The organism is Robertmurraya kyonggiensis, from assembly GCF_005116465.1.
Lineage (GTDB): Bacteria > Bacillota > Bacilli > Bacillales > Cytobacillaceae > Robertmurraya > Robertmurraya kyonggiensis.
The window spans coordinates 233,818-253,280 of record NZ_SWBM01000004.1; the positions used below are offsets into that span (position 1 = coordinate 233,818).

Here is a 19,463-nt window from a genome sequence, read left to right on the forward strand (position 1 = left end):
TATAATATGAGTATATCAAAAATTTTCTTACATTGATCTTAAAAATAGCTTTTTTAAACAATTCAAAGTTAAAATACTAATAAATGCTCAGAAAAAAATAAACATTCTCTACCTCTTTTTTTAAGGAAAGAATGTTTATTTTTTATTGTTTATTCTTTTGTCTCTGCGTTTACTAACTCTTTAGTCAACTCTTCTATACTCTCCCGCACGTTTCCTTTTCCTGAGAAGTTCTCTAGGAGATTTTTCATGTCTATTCCAGAAGAAGCTTTTAAAGATTCCTGTAAGGTTGACATTAAGTTAGTTGCATAGCCTGTTACTTTGTTGGCTCCACTATTTTCACCATTACCACCAGTGTCCACAACAGTGATCTTGTCAATGTTTCCTAGTGGGCTTGCTACTTGTTTTGCGTATTCAGGCAACATTTGAACAACCATATCTAGAACAGCGGCATTTCCGTACTGTTCGAACGCTTCGGCAATCTTTCTCTTTGCTTCTGCTTCCGCAAGACCTTTCAGACGAATAACATCCGCCTCGGTAGTACCTTTCGCACGCTCTGCTTCCGCTTTTGCAAGACCATCTAAGCGAACCTTTTCTGCCTCAGCTTTTGCTAACGATTCAATACGATACTGGTTGGCATCTGCTTCTGCTAGTTGTCTTGCCTTGTCCGCAGCAGCTGCTTGCTCAACCGAGTAACGATCCGCATCTGCTTTTTTCTTCACTTCTGAATCGTATTGTTTTTCACGACGTTGAATTTCTTTTTCTTCTAGCTCGATTTGCTTTTGACGTTCAATGATTCTAATTTGCATTTCTTGCTCAGTAACTTCCTGCTTAGCACGAGCCGTTTCTAAATCATAAGCCTGGTCAGCTCGGGCTTTTGCAATATCCTGATCACGACGATAATCAGCTATTTTCATTTGATTTTCTTTTTCTGCTTCTGCAATTTCAGTTGCTCGTTCAAGCTCAGCTTTTTTCGCATCCTTATCTGCTTCTGCCCGCTTTATTCGTGTTTCTTTTTCTGCTTCAGCAGTAGCAATATCAGCGTCACGTTTTACTTGGGCGATTCTCGGTTTTCCTAAAGATTCAAGGTAGCCATTTTTATCTCTTACATCCTTAATCGTAAAAGAAACGATCATTAGACCCATTTTTGCTAAATCCTGTGAGGCAACTCGTTGAACTTCTTGTGAGAACTTATCTCGATTTTTATAAATTTCCTCTACCGTCATCGAACCTAAGATGGAACGAAGATGACCTTCTAGTACTTCTCTTGCTTCATTTTCTCTGTCTGCTTTCGGCTTGCCAAGAAATTGTTCCGCTGCTGTTGCAATTTCCTCTATAGAACTACCGATTTTAATAATGGCCGTACCATCCGCCATCACTGGAACACCTTGCTCCGTATACACTTCTGGAGTTGTTACTTCAAGCTTACTGGACAATAAGCTGAGTGGTTCCGCTTGTTGGAAGACCGGTAAGATAAATGCACCGCCACCACGAATAATCTTGATTCTATTACCTGATTCGTCTACATTTACATTTTTATTCCCTAAATAACTCCCCGTAACAATTAGTGCTTCATCTGGACCAGCTGTCCGATACTTTGTAATAAATACAAGTAATAAAGCGATTAGTAGAAAAGCAACTACTCCAATAATAATGATAACCGGCATTGTCATCATAATTCCCCCTCAAACAATTTTTATCTAAAAGTAGAAATCCTCTGGGCTTTCGTGTGGGACTACGTAGAGAACACCACTTTTAACCTCCACAACTAAAACATTCTTTCCTTCCTCAATTGACTCTCCTTTAAAACTCACAGCTGATTTTGCTACAGAGCCACTTGCGCTCTTCAAAAGAACCTCCCCATAGCCCCCAACTGGAATAGGAATGATCACCTTTCCCACTCTTCCACGTAAAGAATTTGTAGTATAAACGAGTGATTCCTCTGCTGAAGACAAAGGTACAAGTACAAAAATATGAAGTAAAGTATCAAGAATAAGAGCTATTAAGATGGAGAAAGCAACGATAAGATAGCTATTAAATGAAGTCAGAATTTCAAATAAGTATCCGCTTGCAGAAAAAAATGTGATAAAAGCAAGAATAAGAGCTGGATTTAGAAATGGAATCATTTCTGCAAATCCATCAAGGAGGTCATTGAAAAGAATGTATAGGATTGTTAATGCACCAGCAATAATGAGAGTTGTTAAATAAATGGATTGAATGGAGCTCCCGAACAATTCCATGCGTGTCACCCTCTTTCATAATTTAAAGAAGAAACGTTACACCCTCCTTCCAAAAATTTTATATGTAAGTTTGTGGCCTATCTTAAATACGGAGGAATTTGTAAAAAGTTTCAAAATTATACAAACTTACGACAAAAAAAGAGCAAAGATGAAATGAATCACCCTTGCTCTCAAATCAATTAGTATTTGATTAAGAAGTATTTTTTCTTTCCTCGGCGTATCACCGTAAATTGATTTTCGATACGATCATTATCAGAAAGCACATATTCTACTTCTGTAATTCTTTCTCCATTTACATAAATAGCTCCATTCCCCACATCTTCTCGTGCTTGACGCTTCGATGGAGAAATTTTTGCATTTACTAAAAGGTCGACAATGCCAAGTTCTTCACCCTCTTTATGCTCGTGAGAAGGAACATCCTTGAAGCCTTCCTTAATTTCAGAAGCAGTTAAATTACGAATATCTCCGCTAAATAAAGCTTCTGTAATTTTGATTGCTTGTTGAAGTGCTGCTTCTCCATGAATCATGCGAGTTAGTTCTTCCGCTAAAGCTTTTTGTGCTTTACGTAGATGAGCTTCTTCTTGAACAGATTGCTCTAACCCTTCAATTTCCTCTTTAGAAAGGAACGTAAAGTATTTTAGGTATTTCACTACATCCGCATCAGCTGTGTTAATCCAGAACTGGTAGAACTCATATGGAGACGTTTTTTCAGGGTCTAACCAAACAGCACCACTTTCTGTTTTACCAAATTTCGTTCCATCTGATTTTGTTACCAACGGAATAGTTAGTCCAAATGCTTTTGAATCTTCATCGGTCATTTTGCGAATAAGCTCTAAACCTGTAGTAATATTCCCCCATTGGTCACTTCCGCCGATTTGGAGCTTACAGTTGTGCTGCTCATATAAATGTTTAAAGTCCATACCTTGCAGGATTGTGTATGCGAATTCCGTAAAGGAAATACCCGTTTCTAAACGAGTAGCAATCGTATCCTTTGCAAGCATGTAATTGATTCCGACATGTTTGCCATAATCGCGAAGGAAAGTAATCACATTCATCGGAGCAGTCCAATCATAGTTATTTACCATGATCGCGCCGTTTTCCCCTTCAAAATTAAAGATTGTCTTTAATTGTTCAGTTAATGCTTCAACGTTTTTCTGAACCGTTTCAACGGTTTGAAGTACTCTCTCTTCAGTTGCCTTCGGATCACCGATTAATCCAGTTGCCCCACCAACAAGTACGATCGGACGGTGGCCAGCATTTTGGAAACGTCTAAGTGTTAAAAATGGCAGCAAGTGTCCGATATGCATGCTGTCTCCAGTTGGATCCATTCCACAGTATAAAGAAATCTTTTCTTTCGCTAATAATTCTGTTAGCCCTGCTTCATCAGTTTGTTGATATACAATTCCACGCCACTGTAAATCTTGTAATAAATTCATGACTATTCCTCCAACAATTTTTTTACATAAAAAAAGCCCCTTCGATTAAATCGAAGGGACGTGTTATACGCGGTACCACCCAACTTGAGAACTATAAAGTTCTCCACTCAAATAGATAACGGACATGCCGTTTACTGCTAGTACACAATGGTTCACAGTAAAAGCTCAGGGAGGTAATTCATGCATTCTATGTGTACTGACTTGCAGCAACCGTCAGCTTTCTGAAACAGAGATAGAAGCACTACTATTGAACGAAGTTTCATTCCCATCATAGCTTGATTATAAAAATTGATTTAAGGAATTTTTATCATAAAACCATGCATCTTGTCAAACCACATTACAGGATTGTTAGAAAATTGACGTTATCTTAATACTTGTCTTACGCTTTATGCTATAATGTATGTGATTCTAGGGGGAATGATACGATTGAAAGAAAAATTAAATTGGAAGCAACTTATCCAGTCTTGCCAAGCTTTTTTCACAAGTAAAAAGACTAAAAAAAGCGCAAGCATTACTTATCATGTGGTTTGGAATTTAGTGCTTATCTTTTTTGTTGTTATCATCCTTGGCGGTGCATTTGCAGGTGGTGTAGGAGCTGGTTACTTTGCCTCAATGGTTAAAGATGAACCAATTCGCTCCTACGATAGTATGAAGAAGGATATTTACAACTATGAAGAAACATCAGATTTGTACTTCGCTGATGACGTCTATTTAGGAAAGCTTCGTACTGACTTAGAACGAGAGGAAGTTAAGCTAGAGGACGTATCAGATTATCTTATAAAAGCGGTTGTCGCAACGGAGGATGAATATTTTTACGAGCATGATGGAGTTGTTCCAAAAGCTATCATGCGTGCACTATTTCAAGAAGTAACAAACTCTGCTGTGCAAACAGGTGGTAGTACGTTAACACAGCAATTAATCAAGAATCAAATTCTAACAAATGAGGTCTCATTTGAACGGAAAGCAAAAGAAATTTTGTTAGCGCTTAGGCTAGAACAATTCTTTGACAAAAAAGAAATTCTAGAGGCCTATTTAAATGTTTCAACCTTTGGTAGAAATTCAACAGGACGAAACATTGGCGGAGTTCAAGCAGCAGCAAAAGGGGTATTTGGAGTGACTGCAAAGGAATTAACGCTTCCACAAGCAGCCTTTATCGCAGGTCTCCCACAAAGTCCATTCGGTTACACTCCTTTTACAAATAAAGGAGAAATCAAAAATAATCTCGAGCCAGGAATGACTCGAATGAAAACTGTTTTAGAGAGAATGTATGATAAAGGCTCTATTACAAAAGAACAATATGATGAAGCTATCAACTATGACATTACTCAAGACTTCATTCCACCAAGTACTAGTCCTCAAGAGGAATACCCATGGCTCACTTTCGAAATTGAGAAACGAGCAATTGATATTTTATCTACGATATTAGCTGAAAAAGATGGATACTCAGCAGAGGATTTACAGAATGACGAAAATTTAAAAGGCGAATACTTAGCATTGGCCGATCGAGATTTACGTCAAAATGGATATAAGATTCATTCAACGATTAAAAAGGATATCTATGATGCTATGCAAAAAGTGAAGGATGAATTCACTTTTTATGGTAGTGATATTCAAGTAACTGAAACGGACCCTGAAACTGGTGAAGAGGTTACAGTTAATAAGCCTGTTGAAGTTGGGGCGATGATGATTGAAAACAAAACAGGAAAGATCCTTAGTTTTGTAGGCGGTCGAGATTTTAATCAAGAGCAATTAAACCATGCAACAAGTGGTAAGCGTTCTAATGGTTCAACGATGAAACCTTTGCTTGTATATGCTCCAGCTATTGAGTTGGGTAGTCTTGCTCCTGGATCGATATTACCTGACTTACCATTAAGATTAGATCCTACAAATCCTAACCCTTGGCCCAAAAACTACGGTGGAGGCTATAGTGGTTTAGTTTCAGCAAGGTATGCATTAGCGAAATCTTATAACGTTCCAGCCGTTAAAGCGTATACAGATATTTTAGGACAACGTCCGGCTGAGTATTTAACGAAGATGGGCATTACCTCCTTAACACCTGAAGATTATACGAACCGTTCTACAGCGATTGGGGGATTAACAAACGGCATCACTGTTGAAGAAAACGTCAATGCCTTTGGCACCTTTGCGAATAACGGTCAATTTATCGACGCTTACTTAATCGAAAAAATTGTAGATAAAGAAGGCAATACGGTTTACCAGCATGAAGTACAACCAGTAGATGTATTTAGTCCGCAAACAGCGTATTTAACATACGACATGATGCGTGATGTTATTAAATCAGGTACAGCGGCATCTCTAAATAGCCGACTTAAGTTCAGTTCTGACTGGGCAGGTAAAACAGGTACAGCACAAGACTATAAAGATGCTTGGTTTGTTGCTACAAATCCGAATATCTCTTTCGGAACTTGGCTGGGTTACGATACACCAAAGCCTTTAGAATTGAATTACAAAGGGCTATCTTACTCTAACCGAAATATTTACTTATGGGCTCAAATGATGAATGCAGCCTATGATGTGGCACCAGAATTGGTTGACCCAGCAGAGACAATTAAGATGCCCGGTGGAATTGTGAGACGCTCCTTCTGTGCCGTTTCTGGCTTGTTACCTTCTGATGCATGTACAAAGGCTGGTCTTGTTGAGACTGATCTATTTAATGCAAAATATGTACCTAGCAAGGTCGATGATAGTTTAGTCGAAGGTAAGTATGTTCAAATTGGAGATAAAAAATATCTTGCCTTAGATTCAACACCAGATGAATTTGCTGAGGCTGGGTTAATCTTAAACCCGGATTATATAGAAAAGCTCTTTGGGGTAAATGTTAATCCTCAACAATTAATTCCAGAGAAGGATCGTTGGTCAAAAATACTTTTACCAGATGATAAAATCGAGGATAACGATAAAGTTCCTGCTGCTCTATCTGCAAAAGTTTCAGGCTCGACAATCACTTGGGCAAACCATCCAGAAAAGGATGTCGTCGGATACAGAGTATATAAAGACGGTAGCAAGGTCGCTTCTATTAAAACCGGAGAAACGCTATCCTTTAATGGCGGAAACGGCTTATACTATGTAACAGCTGTCGATATCGCTGGAAAGGAATCAGCACCATCACCTGAAGTTAGAATTGGACCTGAAGAAGTCCCTGTAGTCGAACAACCCGGGAAGGAAGAGCCAGGAAAAGGAAATCCAGAACAACCTGGAAAACCAACCGTTCCTAATCCTCCACCTACGAACCCACCAGGAGACGGAAAGGATAACGGAAATTCTTCTGAAAATAATGGTGGATAACTAAGGTTAATCGAAATAATACAAAAAGAGGGTGTCCAAAGTTGATCTTTGGTACACCCTCTTCTTGCATTATAAATGAATTTTTATAAATTTTTCAACGAAACTTAGGATGACAGAAGTGATATCCACATCTTCAAAAAATTAAATGTTGGCCTAATAAAAGGAAAAATTATTCTATCAAGTTCTTATCTTCTTATTATGAGGTTACATAAATTTGGTTCTTACCCTTCTTTTTAGCCCTATAAAGACCCACATCAGCTTCATGAAATAATTCATTAAAAGTTAGAATAGAACCATTTGAATTACTTGTAACTCCAATACTAGAAGTTATTGAAATCATGCTCCCATCTCTATCGATTTGCAAGTTTCTAATCATCTTTTCTAATTTCTCTGCTCTATTCTTCCCTTTATCAAGGGTTGTATTCTTTAGGACTATGACAAACTCATCGCCACCATAACGTCCAATCATTTCATTATCATCTATCTTAGATGAACAGGTCCTAGCAACTTCTTTGATTACTTCATCTCCAAAAAGATGCCCATATTTATCATTAATCGATTTAAAATTATCAATATCAAATACGATACATACAATACTTTCATCGTTTTCATAAGCCTGTCGTAGCCAATCATTTGTTACAGTTTCTAGATGATTGCGATTATATAAACCGGTTAAATAATCCGTATTCGCCTTCTTTTCTATCAATGATAAGTTATGTGTTACATCTAGCTTTAATGCTGTTAATGCTAATTCCCGCTCATTTATTTCATTGAGCAAGGAAATATATTCTTTTTGTACTTTATACCCTAATTGAATATCCTGCATTTTTTCACATATATTACTTCTTTCTTCTTGAATCACTTTTAATAAATACACATCATTATAGCTTTCTACTAACTCTTTGGCATATGAGTACGATTCAAAAGCCTCTTTATATAACTTTTGTTTGGATAACCAATTTCCTTGCAAAATAAATGCTTGAGATTTTTCCCTTATAAAAGAATCTAATATTGGATCATGAACGATCTCATCAATTAGTTGTTTCGATGTTCCTTGATTTCCCAAACCAATATAAGCTTGGGCAATATTCAATGTAACCCTTAATTCGAGGATTCGACTTTGTGGTTCATGCAATTTTGCCATTTCAAGCCCTTTACTTGCCATTGCTAGAGCATCCAAATAATTTCCTTCCGCTAGGCAAACATGACTTAAATTACTATACCCATTGCTCACAATATTGAATTTTTCTAATTTCATTCCAAGTTCAATACTTTTTGATAGAGTCTCTTTTGCTTTTTCATAATCCTTATTATAGTCATATAGTAAGAACAACACATTGTATAAATGTAAAGCATCAGCTTCATCACCATATTTAATACAAATCTCGTCATACGATTCAATACTTTGAAATGCTTCTTCAATAGCGCCAATACAATAGAATGAAGCTGCACTATTTATATGTGCTGTTAGCATCGCTTTATAATCATTTAATTCTGTTGCCCAATTAAGTAGATTGTAACAAGCTTCAATGGTCTCCTTGTATTTCCCTTCTGCTCTAAGAAGAGATACTTCTTGTTGTAAAGTCTTTAAATCTACTGTCGTCATGATTTCTCTCCTTAAACAATTCATATAAAGCGTAATAATATCCTAATATAAAATATTTTAGCTGGTTCCTCTCTTTTCTTAAAGTATTTTATAGTTCCTTTGACTGTATTTTTTGTAAAAACTTGTTATACCAAATGTAAAAAGTTTGATGACAAAAAGTTGCTCGAGTAAAAATTGTAGAATCAAATAAAAAGTGAAGACCAATCATAAAATGATGTAGTCCTCACAATTGGATTCTAGCTCTTATGCTCATAGCTTACCTTTAGATGTTCCTCTTTTGTTTTATAAATTATGTTCGTTCACTCTTCTTTCCTCTAATCGGATACAAAGCATTTTTTACGGTCTGGGCATTTTTCTCCGTAATCTCGGGTTTCCTAGGAATTGGTCGATATAGGTTTTCTGGATCATCCCACTGTAAAGGCAATTTCACAGGAGATTCCGCTTGCCACTGTTTTACCCATTCCCCTGGTAAATTTCCATAACAATTCCTATTTTCAGTCATTTCTAACCAAATGAGGCTCCATGCCCGTGGGACGACGCGCCAAATATCATAGCCTCCACCACCTACTGCAATCCACTTTCCATCACAATACTGATGCGCAATTTCATGAGCGAGCTTTGGAATTTCACGATAAATTTTCATCGTCGAGGACAAATGTGTGAGCGGATCGAAATAATGAGCATCCGTACCATTTTGCGTTAGAATTACATCTGGTTTAAAAAACGCTGCGATTTCCCGAACAGATGTAATATAAGCATCCAACCAAGATTCATCCTCTGTAAAAGCATCAACTGGGATATTAAATGAATATCCATACCCTTTTCCCTGCCCTCTCTCATTCACATTTCCCGTACCTGGAAATAAATATCTTCCAGTCTCATGAATAGAAAAAGTACAGACATCGGGATCATCATAGAACGCCCATTGCACACCATCCCCATGATGAGCATCAGTATCAATATAGAGCACTCTTGCCCCATACTTCTCTTGAATATATTTGATCGCTACAGAACTATCATTGTAGATACAAAACCCCGATGCCTTTCCTCTAAAGCCGTGGTGTAAGCCTCCACCTAAATTAACGGCATGCTTCGCTTTTCCCTCCATCACATAATCGACCGCGGTTAAGGTTCCACCTACTAAAAGGGCACTTGCTTCATACATTCCTTGAAAAATAGGTGTATCTTCCGTACCTAATCCATAGCCTTCCGCTACATCCTCCGATAACTCTCCATTCCCTGCCTTCCTCACGGCATTTACGTAATTGGGATCATGTACAAGCTGAAGCTCTTCATCAGTGGCCATTCTAGGTGGGACGATATCTTCTTCAGATATGGCATTCATCTCTTGAAGCAAACTTAAAGTAAGCTTTAATCTTAACTGATTAAAAGGGTGATCCTTGTTAAACTTATACTTCAATTGTTCTTCTGAAAAAATGAACTTAGCATCCTGCATCATGCTTCCATCCCCGGAAGATTCGGCCAGAGAACCTGATGCCCCGATTTTTCAAGTTCTTCAATTAACCGTAAAGGATTCATCGTTTGAATTCGTAAAGCAATAATCTTAAAATCCTCATCCTTCTTATCAGGATACACGAGGACACTCAATATATTAACCTTACAATTTTGAATATCTGAGAATAGTCGAAAAAGCATGCCCATTTTATTACGAACACGAATTTCAATTTGAGAACCAGGTTGATGAGCTCCAGTTAATTCTACTAGAGTGTGTAGCAAATCTGTTTGTGTAATGATTCCTACCAATCTATGATCCTTGATAATTGGTAAACAGCCAATTTTATTCTCATAAAAGATGGCTGCTACATCTTCAACGAAATCAAGAGGATGCCCAGTAATCAGATCAGTTGTCATAATCTCCGCCAAAGGCATATTCAATGCTTCCATACGACCTTCATCGAAAAAAATCGAGGGTGTGCACTCTTTTATATCCCGATCAGTGACAATTCCGATTAGACGCTGTTCTCCATCGATAATGGGGATATGCTTGATTCTTTTTTCAGCCATTAATTGAATCGCATCTCCAATTGTATTTTCACTATCTAATGTGAAGACATCAGCGTTCATAATTTCCTCAACAATCATGTGTAACCCTCCTAAAAGTACCGCTTTAGGGATTGTTCGCCTAATACATAAAGCGATTCATAAAACGCAGTTGATCAAATTTTTGAATCGACTCCTGGTCAACTCTTTGTCCGATTTTTACCATAAGACAATTCGCAGGATGTGAGCTTATTTCAGGATCGTCGGTCGCATACCATTCAAGTCCGCCTGTATTCATCATTTTCTCCATTACTTTACGGTATTCCCAAACGTTCAAGCCCGTTCCTTTTAAATCCCAATGCCAATAGTACTCTGTCGTGATCGTAATATAATTCTCCATCCAATCGTCCATCATCGAAACGATCAACAAATTCTTCCCTACTTTACTGCCACGAAATTTCGGAATGACTTCAATGGCACCTAATTCAATCAGGTTTTCCATTTTTCCTTCAGACCATCTTTCAAGGGGATCTGGATATAAATAGGTCACGTACCCTACGATGGTATGGTGGTGTCTTGCAATAATGATTCTCCCTTCAGGTAAACCAGCAATTTCTATCAAAGCTTTATGCTGCTGCGTAGGAGGACGAAAAGCTACTAAATCCTCATGAAATTCTAAATGTGCCAAAGCCTCTGGCGTAATCGGTCCTTCAATCATTAGCTCTCCATGCGGAGTTATTAGTTTTTTAGCATTATACGTTTTCTTATGTTCCATCGATCCACCACCTAATAAATCTTGCAAAAGTTACTTCTATTATACATGAAAGTCATTATTTACAAGCGCTTTCACAAAATTTTCAGCATTAAAGGCCGCAACGCTACTTTTTTATAAAAATAGAGTTCTATCCTTCAGAAGAATATTTTTAAAATTGTGAAAAGTAATTATTTGTAATATAATAATAACATCATTATCAAAAAGGGGGATACTTAAGGAATGAAATTGGAAACGCTATCAGTTGTTGTAGGGGATTACAACTTACCAAATTACGAAGAAACTTATGAGAATTTCGATTGGAAAGAAGTTGAAAAGCAATTCTCTTGGTCTGAAACTGGACTTGTAAATATGGCGTATGAAGCAATTGACCGACATGCAAACTCCTATCGAAAAAATAAAGTTGCTCTGTATTACCGTGAGGGTGAACGGAATGAAAAGTATACTTTTAAGGAAATGAAGGAGCTTTCCAATAAGGCCGGAAATATCCTCAAAACCTATGGCGATGTTGAGAAAGGCGATCGTGTCTTTGTCTTTATGCCACGCTCTCCAGAGCTTTATTTCACGGTTTTAGGGGCGATTAAGCTTGGAGCAATCGTAGGACCATTATTCGAAGCATTTATGGAAGGTGCCGTACGTGACCGCTTAGAGGATAGTGAAGCAAAGGTCCTTGTCACAACTCCAGAATTACTAGATCGTGTTCCAATTGATGCTCTACCTGCATTGAAATATATTTTCCTTGTTGGAGATAATATTGAAGAAACAGAGAAATTAGTAGATTTCAATAAAAAGCTGCAGAATGCTAGCAAGGATTTGCAGATTGAATGGGTGGAACGTACAGATGGATTAATTCTGCATTATACATCTGGCTCAACAGGCAAGCCAAAGGGTGTCCTTCACGTTCATAACGCAATGCTTCAGCATTATCAAACAGCCAAATGGGTGCTTGATTTAAAAGATGATGACGTGTATTGGTGTACAGCTGACCCAGGCTGGGTAACTGGAACGTCTTACGGAATCTTTGGACCATGGCTAACAGGCACATCAAACGTAATTGTCGGTGGACGCTTTTCACCCCAAACATGGTACCAAATGTTAGAGGAGTACGGTGTTACGGTTTGGTACAGTGCTCCTACCGCTTTCCGGATGTTAATGGGGGCAGGGGATGAAATTATTAAAAACTATGATTTAAGCGCATTACGTCATGTGTTAAGTGTTGGTGAACCATTAAATCCTGAGGTTGTCCGATGGGGCATGAAAGTATTCAACCGCCGTATTCATGATAACTGGTGGATGACCGAAACAGGTGCACAATTGATTTCCAACTATCCGTGTATGGAAATTAGACCTGGTTCCATGGGAAAACCAATTCCGGGTGTTCAAGCAGCAATCGTTGATAATCAAGGAAACGAACTTCCTCCAAATCGTATGGGAAATCTAGCGATTAAAAAAGGCTGGCCTTCTATGATGAAAACGATTTGGAACAATGAAGAAAAATATCAATCCTACTTCATGCCAGGAGATTGGTATGTTTCTGGGGATTCGGCTTATATGGATGAAGATGGCTACTTTTGGTTCCAAGGCCGTGTCGATGATGTCATCATGACGTCTGGAGAGCGTGTCGGTCCATTTGAAGTCGAAAGTAAGCTGGTAGAGCATCCTGCTGTTGCAGAGGCCGGGGTTATCGGAAAACCTGATCCTGTTCGTGGTGAAATTATTAAGGCTTTCGTTGCCCTCCGTAATGGATACGAAGCAACTGATGAACTTAAGGATGACATTCGTTTGTTTGTGAAAAAAGGGCTGGCTGCTCATGCCGCTCCACGCGAAATTGAATTCCGTGAAAAGCTTCCAAAAACACGAAGCGGAAAAATCATGCGTCGTGTCCTAAAAGCTTGGGAACTTGATTTGCCAACTGGTGACTTGTCTACCATGGAAGACTAAAAAACATGAAAGAACCTCTGCTCAAACACTGGCAGAGGTTCTTTTTAGATCTATTCTTATTTTGTTGAATTACGTAGCTCGATACGGTGTGGAAGAAGAACTGTTTGCTCAGATACTGTTTCCTTGTTCATCAGCTTTGTTAATAAACGCATCGCAACAGCACCGATATCATATAATGGTTGGACAACAGCCGTAAGCTGAGGGCGAACCATCACTGCAAGTCTAGTATTATCAGAAGAGATCACTTCGAAATCCTCTGGAATTGCAAATCCTTTATCCTGTGCTCCATGAACAACGCCAAGAGCCATTTCATCTGATCCTACAAAAATGGCAGTTGGCTTATTATCAAGCTCAGCCAATTTATCGAATGCCTCAATACCAGAATCATACGTATAATCTCCTTCAACAACAAGGTCTTCCTTATATTCGATTCCAGCTTCACTTAAAGCACGCTTATAACCATTTAGCTTGTTCTTTTCATTCATTGGTTCATGTAATGGTCCAATGACAAAAGCAATTTCCTTATGACCCTTTTCGATAAAGGAAGTAATCGCATCATATGTAGCTTGCTCATAATCAATATTTACAGAAGGAACTTGGCCAGTCTCTTCAACAGAACCAGCTAAAACAATTGGTACTGGAGACTTTTCAAACTCTTCTACATGCTCTTGAGAAATATTTCCGCCCATAAACACGATTCCATCTACTTGCTTTCCGAGCATTGTATTTAATAAGTGCAATTCCTTATCTATGTTTTGATCCGAGTTACTTAAAATGATATTGTACTTATACATTGTCGCAATATCTTCAATTCCTCGTGCAAGCTCTGCATAGAACGTACTTGAAATATCAGGGATGATAACTCCAACAGTCGTTGTCTTTTTACTTGCAAGTCCACGCGCAACAGCATTTGGACGGTAGCCTAAACGGCTGATAACTTCTAAAACTTTTTTTCGTGTGGCAGGCTTTACATTTGGATTTCCGTTCACTACCCGTGAAACTGTAGCCATAGACACATTCGCTTCACGTGCCACATCGTATATTGTGATATTCAATTCAATCGACTCCTTATTCTAAAACGGTTAATTATCTACTATTTTATCCTATCATAACACACTTTAGTTTATTATTATGTACATAATCATACTTCACTCCGCCATCTCTCGCAAATGTCAAGCTAACTTTTTTCACAAAAAAGTTGAAAATTCGACTCTCAGACATCAAAAAACCTTCTGCTAAATCCGCAGAAGGTTTTTTCAAGCAGAAAAATATTAAACACGAACAAGTTGTGAAGCAAGTAATTGCTCCATGAAATCGTCGAACTGGTTTAAATCCATCTGTTGCGCTGAATCAGAAAGAGCTACTGCTGGGTCTGGATGTACCTCTGCCATAACACCGTCAGCACCAATTGCTAAAGCAGCCTTCGCTGTTGGAAGTAATAGATCTCTTCTACCTGTTGAGTGAGTAACGTCAACAAGGACAGGTAAGTGTGTCTCTTGCTTTAAAATTGGAACAGCTGAGATATCTAATGTGTTACGTGTTGCTTTTTCATATGTGCGGATTCCACGTTCACAAAGAATAATTTGTCCATTTCCTTGAGCCATAATGTACTCTGCCGCATTAATGAACTCTTCAATTGTTGCCGCTAAACCACGCTTCAATAGGATTGGTTTATTAATTGCTCCTGCTGCTTTTAACAGCTCGAAGTTTTGCATGTTACGAGCTCCAATTTGAATAACATCTATATATTGTGCAGCCATTTCAATATCTGCCGGGCTGACAATTTCGCTAATTACACCTAGATCGTACTCGTCAGCAACACGTTTTAAAATTTTCAAGCCTTCTACACCTAGACCTTGGAAGTCATACGGTGAAGTTCTTGGCTTATAAGCACCACCACGTAAAAGCTTTAATCCTTTTGCTTTTACAGCAGCTGCCACAGTTGCGACCTGCTCATAGGATTCAACTGCACAAGGACCAAAAATAAGTTGTTGTGCTCCTGCACCAACCTTTGTTCCCTTCACGTCCACAATTGTGTTTTCTGGATGCTTTTTACGTGAAACAAGTAACGCCTTACGATGATCATCCTCTTGTAACTCTAGACCTGCTTTAAAAATTTCTTTAAAAAGATGTTGTAAAGTTGATTTTTCAAAAGGACCATCATTTTTTTCTAAGATCGAATCTAACATTTTACGTTCACGAACCGGATCATATCGGTTGACACCTTGTGTTTCTTTTACTCGTCCAATTTCTTGTACAAGTCGTGCTCTCTCATTAATGAGATTTAATAGCTGAACATTTAGTTCGTCAACACGATCACGTAGTTCTTCTAGCTTCATATTGCTCATCTTTTTCCCGTCCTTTCGAATTATAGTATATGCTTCCTTTCGAATCTGCATTTGATTTTTTCACAGATTGTCAGGGAATCTCTGTTGAAATATGAAACATTTCTGTATAATTAGAGTTATTATATATGAATTTCATTTTAATGTCACGTATTTTTCTTTAATAATTAAACGCTTTTAAGCGATAAAGCGATTTAAAACATTTACGATTATAACTTGAAGAAGGTGTATCCTTTTGCTAGATAAAAAGAAATTGTTTGCCTTAGATATCGGTACCCGTTCAGTCGTCGGAATCATATTGGAAGAGCACAATCAACAATATCATGTTGTCGATATGCTCGCGATTGAGCATTCGGAGCGAGCGATGCTTGATGGACAAATTCATGATGTTCTGTCAGTCTCGAAAATCATTACCGAAATCAAGCAACAGCTTGAGAAAAAGCATGGTCCCTTACATAAAGTAAGCGTAGCTGCAGCAGGAAGAGCCCTGCGAACAGAAAGAGCTGAAGTCATCATTGATATTAAAGGAAAGCCGATGATTCAAAAGGAAGATATTCTTCATATTGAATTAAGTGCTGTCCAAAAAGCTCAGAGTAGTGTGGCTGAAAAGCACGATGAAGAACGCAGTCATTATTATTACTGTGTCGGCTACTCTGTCCTTTATTATCGCTTAGATGGTGAGGAAATCGGGAACTTAATTGACCAGCAGGGTGACGAAGCATCTGTTGAGATTATCGCGACATTTTTACCAAAGGTTGTTGTAGAATCATTAATCTCGGCTCTGCATCGGGCAAACCTTGAAATGGAAGCCCTGACCCTTGAGCCAATTGCTGCGATCAATGTACTTATCCCACCAACGATGAGAAGATTGAATGTAGCACTTGTTGATATTGGTGCAGGAACATCAGATATTGCCCTTACAGATTCTGGAACGGTCATTGCCTATGGAATGGTTCCTGTTGCGGGAGACGAAATCACAGAAGCAATTAGTGACCAGCTTTTATTGGATTTCCCACTGGCGGAAACAGCAAAACGAGAGCTCCATACAAATGACAGTATTACGGTAACTGACATCCTAGGATTTGAGACAGAGTTCTCTAAGTCAGATGTTATCGCACAAATCTCACCAGCCATTGACCGATTAGCAGAATCAATTTGTGAAGAAATCTACAATTTAAATGGCCATAAGTCACCTAAAGCAGTCATGCTCGTAGGTGGAGGAAGTCAAACTCCAGAGTTGCCAAAAAGGATTGCCGAAAAGTTAAATCTTCCTGAAAATCGTGTAGCCATTCGAGGAATTGATGCGATTCAATCCTTAACGATCGACGAACAGATTACAAAAGGTCCTGAGTTGGTGACCCCAATCGGTATTGCTATTGCAGCTCAAAAAACACCAGTTCATTATGTAACAGTGTATGTCAATGAACAGCCAGTGCGATTGTTTGAAGTGAAAAAATTAACTGTTGGAGATTGCCTATTGGCTGCTGGTATTAAAATGAATAAGCTTTATGGGAAACCGGGTTTAGCGATGATCGTGACTTTAAATGGCCAACAGATTACGATTCCGGGAGAACATGGCGGTCCACCAAAGCTATTAAAAAATGAGTCTATTTGCTCGTTAGATGACGAAGTTCAAAATGGTGATCAGCTCACTGTTGTTAGTGGGGCGGATGGAGAAAAGAATACCCTTCAAATCAAAGAATTACTTGATGAAGTCCCTAGAAAAACGGTGTCAATAAACGGTGAAGAGTATCAAATTACAACGACGATTACGCAAAATGGAAAAGTCGTGTCTCCAGATGTCTTGATAGAGGACCGAGACAGCATTGAATGCAAAATACCAGAAACAATTGACGAAGTCCTCATTTCGTTAAATTTAAGAGACTTAGTTCAATCTCTCAAGCCTTTTCGAGTCACATTAGACCACAAAGAAACCTTTCTTCCAACCTTTTCAGGAAGGCTCTTCCGAAATGGAATGGAAGTAAAGCTGCATAGTAGCTTTGAACATTTAGATGAGATTGTAGTTGAAAAGAAACGGCCGATCACAGTGAGAGAATTGGCAGAGAAAAAGCAAATGATGCTGAATCACACTCTTCCTGTTTTCTTTAATGGACAGGAGCTTGAACTGAAGAAAACCATTACCGAGTTTAGAAGAAAAGATCAAATTCTTTCAGAAGAAGACACCATCCAAGATGGCGATGTGTTAACGCATCAACAAAAACGATTCAAGCCTTTTATCTTTCAAGACTTATTCAACTTTGTTGAAGTGGAAATGCCAGCAAGAGCACAAGGGAATTTCCGTTTATTAAAAAATAATCAACAAACCACCTTCTATGACCAAATTGATGCTGGAGACCACCTTCAAATCGTTTGGGAAAATCGAAAAAGTGAAGCTTAAAAGAACAAAACCTCCATTCGTGGAGGTTTTGTTCTTTATTTAACTTCTTCAGTTGCCTGAGTCAATGACTTGTTTGTGATTTTCCAATGAGAAGCATGCCATGCAACAGTTTCTTTATTAAATAAAAATGCTTGCGGAGATTCATGCTTGATCTGAAATGTCTCAGCAATATGATTAGATAGTGCTCTTGCCTCTTGCACCGCCAAATAGTAGTGTTTTGTTTCACCATGGCTATTCTCATGGCTTTCGTATTCTTCGAAAGCTTCCTGACTAATCGGGCACGTCAAGGAATGCTTCAAGAAATAGAATTGCTCATTTTCTTTTATAATCTGATTAAATTCCTCAATCGATTCTATTTTAATCACTTATGGTTCCTCCCAGAAGGTGTATTAATGATTCAATTGCTGTTCAGTTTCATCAAAAGCTTTTTTCGTTTCTTCTAGCTTTCTCTGAATGTCAGAATCTCCACTCGCAAAAGCTGCCCCTGTGTCACTACTTTCTTCATCTGTTTGAGGACGTAGAGCTTTTACTTTGCTTACTAACTCGTTTGATTGCTTTGATACGGATTGTCCTAGGGAAATGGTTCTTTCCTTTGCCACTTCTGCTAATTCTGTACCTTTATTCAATGCCGTTTCACGAATATGACCTGTTTTTTCTTTTAATGTAATGGCTTGCTGGGATAGTTCATCACGAATGTCTTTTCCTGATTTCGGAGTCAGGAACAAAGCAGTAGCCGCTCCAACTATTCCTCCAATTAATGCTCCTAGTAAAAAATCCTTCGTACTTAATTGATTTTCTTCCTTTTCGTTTAATTGGTTTTCACGGTTTCCCATTTTACATCCTCCTTTGTTCATTTATGAAAATTAATTGCCTCTAGCTCTTACTCTTTCCACTTTCTTCTCATCCATTTCCTTCGATTGCTTCTTTGCAGCCCATTTTTCTTTAAGCTCTAAAAAAACATTCGTCCATTGAACGATTTGAGATACCTTGTCCTTATTTTGTTCAACCTGTCGATCGACAGAAGAAGTAACCGTTTGAATGGTCCCGTTGAACTTCTTAATGGTTGTTCCGACATCCTTCACAGCCTCTACAACTGTATTCAAGCTATTTGATTTGTTTTGTATATCTTCAGCTAAAGCATTCGTTTTATGTAATAACTCCGTTGTTTCTCGTGTCACTCCATCAAGCTGCTTTTCTAGCCCCACCAAAGTTTTAGAAACACTATCTAAAGTCACTTGGACAGACTTTAATGTTCTCCCAATAAAAAGGACTAATACCAAAAATGCAATGGCAGCTAGTGCTGCGCTTAAATAAAGAATTATTTCCAAAATGTGCACCTCCGCGGACTATCTATTCTATGTTTTCCCTCTATATACAAATCTTAACACAAATCAAATCTAGTTTCCTCTTTCGGTTTAAGA

15 protein-coding genes, 1 pseudogene and 1 other annotated feature are annotated in these 19,463 nt (G+C 38.3%); of the genes and pseudogenes, 4 read left to right on the forward strand and 12 right to left on the reverse strand.

What is annotated here, in order from left to right:
* Window positions 1-149: 149 nt before the first annotated feature.
* The 3 genes from floT to tyrS form a co-directional block, all read right to left on the reverse strand.
* Window positions 150-1,670, reverse strand: a complete 1,521-nt coding sequence (floT, locus tag FA727_RS17105) for a flotillin lipid rafts scaffold protein FloT (protein ID WP_136832780.1) — start codon at window positions 1,668-1,670, stop codon at window positions 150-152.
* A gap of 27 nt (window positions 1,671-1,697) precedes the next feature.
* Window positions 1,698-2,237 (reverse strand): NfeD family membrane protein, encoded by a 540-nt coding sequence (locus FA727_RS17110; protein ID WP_136832781.1) that lies wholly within the window; start codon window positions 2,235-2,237, stop codon window positions 1,698-1,700.
* Between the two features lie 179 nt (window positions 2,238-2,416).
* Entirely contained in the window at window positions 2,417-3,673 is a 1,257-nt protein-coding gene (gene tyrS / locus FA727_RS17115) for a tyrosine--tRNA ligase (RefSeq protein ID WP_136832782.1), read from the reverse strand.
* 51 nt (window positions 3,674-3,724) lie between these two features.
* Window positions 3,725-3,954 (reverse strand) — a binding site (T-box leader).
* A gap of 136 nt (window positions 3,955-4,090) precedes the next feature.
* On the opposite strand from tyrS, the gene FA727_RS17120 reads away from it, so the two are divergent.
* Window positions 4,091-6,979, forward strand: a complete 2,889-nt coding sequence (locus FA727_RS17120; RefSeq protein ID WP_136832783.1) for a transglycosylase domain-containing protein — start codon at window positions 4,091-4,093, stop codon at window positions 6,977-6,979.
* A 196-nt stretch (window positions 6,980-7,175) separates the two neighbouring features.
* Here FA727_RS17120 and FA727_RS17125 read toward each other — a convergent pair whose 3' ends face one another.
* The 4 genes from FA727_RS17125 to FA727_RS17140 form a co-directional block, all read right to left on the reverse strand.
* The gene (locus FA727_RS17125) at window positions 7,176-8,585 is read right to left on the reverse strand and encodes a tetratricopeptide repeat-containing diguanylate cyclase (RefSeq protein WP_136832784.1); all 1,410 of its coding nucleotides are present in this window, start codon (window positions 8,583-8,585) and stop codon (window positions 7,176-7,178) included.
* A 289-nt stretch (window positions 8,586-8,874) separates the two neighbouring features.
* The gene (locus FA727_RS17130; protein WP_136832785.1) at window positions 8,875-10,044 is read right to left on the reverse strand and encodes an acetoin utilization protein AcuC; all 1,170 of its coding nucleotides are present in this window, start codon (window positions 10,042-10,044) and stop codon (window positions 8,875-8,877) included.
* On the reverse strand, window positions 10,041-10,688 hold the full coding sequence (locus tag FA727_RS17135) for an acetoin utilization AcuB family protein (RefSeq protein WP_136832786.1): 648 nt from the start codon (window positions 10,686-10,688) through the stop codon (window positions 10,041-10,043). Before FA727_RS17135 ends, FA727_RS17130 begins: the two co-directional genes overlap by 4 nt.
* A 40-nt stretch (window positions 10,689-10,728) precedes the next feature.
* Window positions 10,729-11,361, reverse strand: coding sequence for a GNAT family N-acetyltransferase (locus FA727_RS17140; protein ID WP_136832787.1), 633 nt, complete (start codon window positions 11,359-11,361; stop codon window positions 10,729-10,731).
* Window positions 11,362-11,580: 219 nt separating this feature from the next.
* Between FA727_RS17140 and acsA the strand changes: the two genes are divergently transcribed.
* On the forward strand, window positions 11,581-13,299 hold the full coding sequence (gene acsA, locus FA727_RS17145) for an acetate--CoA ligase (protein WP_136832788.1): 1,719 nt from the start codon (window positions 11,581-11,583) through the stop codon (window positions 13,297-13,299).
* Between the two features lie 56 nt (window positions 13,300-13,355).
* Here acsA and ccpA read toward each other — a convergent pair whose 3' ends face one another.
* Together ccpA and FA727_RS17155 are read right to left on the reverse strand one after the other, a co-directional pair.
* Window positions 13,356-14,354, reverse strand: coding sequence for a catabolite control protein A (gene ccpA / locus FA727_RS17150; RefSeq protein ID WP_136832789.1), 999 nt, complete (start codon window positions 14,352-14,354; stop codon window positions 13,356-13,358).
* 216 nt (window positions 14,355-14,570) lie between these two features.
* On the reverse strand, window positions 14,571-15,647 hold the full coding sequence (locus FA727_RS17155; protein WP_136832790.1) for a bifunctional 3-deoxy-7-phosphoheptulonate synthase/chorismate mutase: 1,077 nt from the start codon (window positions 15,645-15,647) through the stop codon (window positions 14,571-14,573).
* Window positions 15,648-15,879: 232 nt separating this feature from the next.
* On the opposite strand from FA727_RS17155, the gene FA727_RS17160 reads away from it, so the two are divergent.
* Both FA727_RS17160 and FA727_RS25105 read left to right on the forward strand, forming a co-directional pair.
* The gene (locus FA727_RS17160) at window positions 15,880-18,042 is read left to right on the forward strand and encodes a cell division protein FtsA (RefSeq protein ID WP_136832791.1); all 2,163 of its coding nucleotides are present in this window, start codon (window positions 15,880-15,882) and stop codon (window positions 18,040-18,042) included.
* A pseudogene (locus FA727_RS25105) lies at window positions 18,005-18,085 on the forward strand (hypothetical protein); the annotation flags it as partial. The gene FA727_RS17160 and the pseudogene FA727_RS25105, both read left to right, overlap by 38 nt.
* Here the strand turns inward: FA727_RS25105 and ytxJ are convergent.
* Genes ytxJ through FA727_RS17175 form a run of 3 tightly spaced genes read right to left on the reverse strand, consistent with a single transcriptional unit; the run spans window position 18,078 to window position 19,370 of the window.
* The gene (gene ytxJ, locus FA727_RS17165) at window positions 18,078-18,407 is read right to left on the reverse strand and encodes a bacillithiol system redox-active protein YtxJ (RefSeq protein ID WP_136832792.1); all 330 of its coding nucleotides are present in this window, start codon (window positions 18,405-18,407) and stop codon (window positions 18,078-18,080) included. The pseudogene FA727_RS25105 and the gene ytxJ overlap by 8 nt on opposite strands.
* Window positions 18,408-18,431: 24 nt before the next feature.
* Window positions 18,432-18,875, reverse strand: a complete 444-nt coding sequence (locus tag FA727_RS17170) for a YtxH domain-containing protein (protein WP_136832793.1) — start codon at window positions 18,873-18,875, stop codon at window positions 18,432-18,434.
* Window positions 18,876-18,905: 30 nt separating this feature from the next.
* Window positions 18,906-19,370 (reverse strand): DUF948 domain-containing protein, encoded by a 465-nt coding sequence (locus FA727_RS17175; RefSeq protein ID WP_136832794.1) that lies wholly within the window; start codon window positions 19,368-19,370, stop codon window positions 18,906-18,908.
* Window positions 19,371-19,463: the final 93 nt, after the last annotated feature.